This is a genomic window from Peribacillus sp., from assembly GCF_059453735.1.
Map to the genome: position 1 here is coordinate 1 of NZ_JAZVJO010000547.1, position 2,401 is coordinate 2,401.

The following is a 2,401-nucleotide window of genomic DNA, read 5'->3' on the forward strand; positions in this document are numbered from 1 at the left end:
TTCCATTATCGACTATTCAATTGGGAAGTCGAATAATAACCCACTTGTCTTTAAGAACATAAAAGCAGCGATTCGACAGTTGAAACCAGACGAATCACCACTGATTCATAGCGATCGTGGCTATCAATATACATCTTGGAAATTTAAAAACATCTTAGCGACGCCCAAAATGACCCATAGTATGTCACGAGTAGGACGGTGTATTGATAATAGCCCAATCGAAAGTTTCTGGGGCAAGTTGAAATGTGAAATGTATTATTTGAAGAAGTTTAAAACCTATGGCGAATTGAAAAAAGCCATTGAGGTTTACATTGATTTTTATAACAACAAGCGTTACCAAAAACGATTAAACGGCTTAAGCCCTTTAGAATTCAGGGCTCAAGCCGCTTAAAAACATTTTTATTATTTACTTTGTCTACTTGACAGGGAGCAGTTCAAAAGGTCGACAGCCATCTTTTTTGACATGCTGAGTTTTGATTACTGAATTTATGTTCTTGCCTTGCGCTGACTTGAATATCTACCATGCAGAAAATAGTAGAGCGGAAGAGTAAGAAACACGAGGATACCGCAATAAAGATAAAGTTTGGCATAGCCGACCGAAGCTGCAAATAATCCCATTGTAAAAGAGCCTAGGGCAAATCCTCCATCGAAGAGGGTGAAGAAAGTGGCAGTGGCTGCGCCGCGTCTGTGAGGAGCAGCTCGATTAATTGCAACAGTTTGGAAGCTGGGTGTCAAGCTTCCGTAACCTAAACCGATAATTGCTCCGGATAATAATAACAACCCAGCTGATTGAACTTGACTTAGTAGAATCAGTCCAATTGCAAAAATGATCATACCTGGATAGATAATAACATTCTCGCCTTTCCTATCAAACCATCTTCCAGTAAATGGACGGGCGGCAATCATTGTTACAGCGTATACAACAAAGAAGAAACTAGCAGCTTCCACGAGGCCGAGCTGCTTAGCATAAACAGAAATAAAAGCCATTAGTCCTGCATAGGAAAATGAAAGAATTCCTGCAATGGCAGCAATACGAAGGGTAGATATTTCAAAAAGTGATTTGAATGATAGTTTTTCTTTAATTTTAACGGTTCCTTCTACCTGATCAGGGAATTTAGCGAAGAAACCAAGAAGGAGGGCAAGGAACGCGGCTATTCCGCAAATGATAAACAAAATGGTGAAAGTCGTTTTAGTGGCAATCATAATTCCGATAAAAGGTCCTGCTACCATAGCTAGATTCATGGCCATTGAATAATATCCCATGCCCTCGCCGCGACGTTCATCTGGGACCAAATCGGCTACAATCGTACCTAGAACCGTTGTGGCCATTCCAAAGCCGATACCATGGATGAAACGTAATAGTAAAAGCAGAGGAAAACTTTTTATACCCATATAGAATACCGCAGATAATAAAAAGATAATGAGTGAAAAATAAAGCATTTTTTTTCTTCCAAAGTCTTCAATCCATTTTCCTGTAAACGGTCTGCAGATTACAGCAGAGATTAAGAAGACAGTTACAACAAGTCCAATTTCTGCTTCAGAACCTTCTAAATTATCAACAACAAAAATGGGGAGGGTAGTTAGAAGCACGTAAAATGTGAAAAAAATAAAAAAACTGCTTAGTGAGACGCTGATGAAATCCTTCGTCCAAAGCGGTTTCTTTTGCATATCTATCATCTCCAAGTCTTATCTAGCGAATAGTACTAATCCTGTCTGAATAAAATTTACCACTGATTTAATCTTTAATTAAAATAATTGTTGTACTAACTATATATGAAAGTAAGAGATTCGAAAAGCATTTTTTTTGCTAGATTACTTAATGCACATCATTTCAAAATGTTTAAAGCTATCACAATCGGGAAAATTAGAAGTAAGAGACACAAAAAATTTTAGAAGGAGAGGATGCAGATATGAGTAAAAAAATTGCCTGTGTAATAACCAACGACTTTGAGGATTCAGAATATACAGAGCCTGTAAAAGCATACAAAGAAGCAGGACATACGGTTATCACCATTGAGAAAGAAGCCGGAAAAACAGTAGTAGGTAAAACAGATAAAACAGAAGTGAAAATTGATAAATCTATTGATTCAGTGAACCCAGCTGACTTCGATGCATTACTAATTCCTGGAGGCTTTTCTCCAGATCAACTTCGTGCAGATGATCGATTTGTTGCCTTTACAAAAGCATTTATGGATGAAAAGAAACCCGTTTTTGCTATCTGTCATGGTCCACAGCTGTTGATTACAGCAAAAGTGCTTGAGGGCCGGGATGCAACAGGATTTACATCGATTAAAGTGGATTTAGAAAATGCGGGAGTCAAGTTTGCGGATAAGGAAGTGGTTGTTTGCGGGAACCAACTCGTTACCAGTCGAACTCCGGATGATCTGCCGGCCTTTAACCG

The 2,401-nt window shown here is 38.6% G+C and carries 3 protein-coding genes; 2 read left to right on the plus strand and 1 reads right to left on the minus strand.

Going from position 1 to position 2,401, the window contains the following annotated elements; genetic code table 11:
* Positions 1-391, plus strand: a 391-nt coding sequence (locus tag AC52RT_RS17975) for a transposase (protein WP_495542017.1), incomplete at its 5' end; no start/stop codon positions are given.
* A gap of 95 nt (positions 392-486) precedes the next feature.
* On the opposite strand, the gene AC52RT_RS17980 is transcribed toward AC52RT_RS17975, so the two are convergent.
* On the minus strand, positions 487-1,668 hold the full coding sequence (locus AC52RT_RS17980; RefSeq protein WP_495542018.1) for an MFS transporter: 1,182 nt from the start codon (positions 1,666-1,668) through the stop codon (positions 487-489).
* Between the two features lie 242 nt (positions 1,669-1,910).
* Between AC52RT_RS17980 and AC52RT_RS17985 the strand changes: the two genes are divergently transcribed.
* Positions 1,911-2,401: type 1 glutamine amidotransferase domain-containing protein (locus AC52RT_RS17985; RefSeq protein ID WP_495542019.1), on the plus strand; the 491-nt coding region annotated here is incomplete at its 3' end.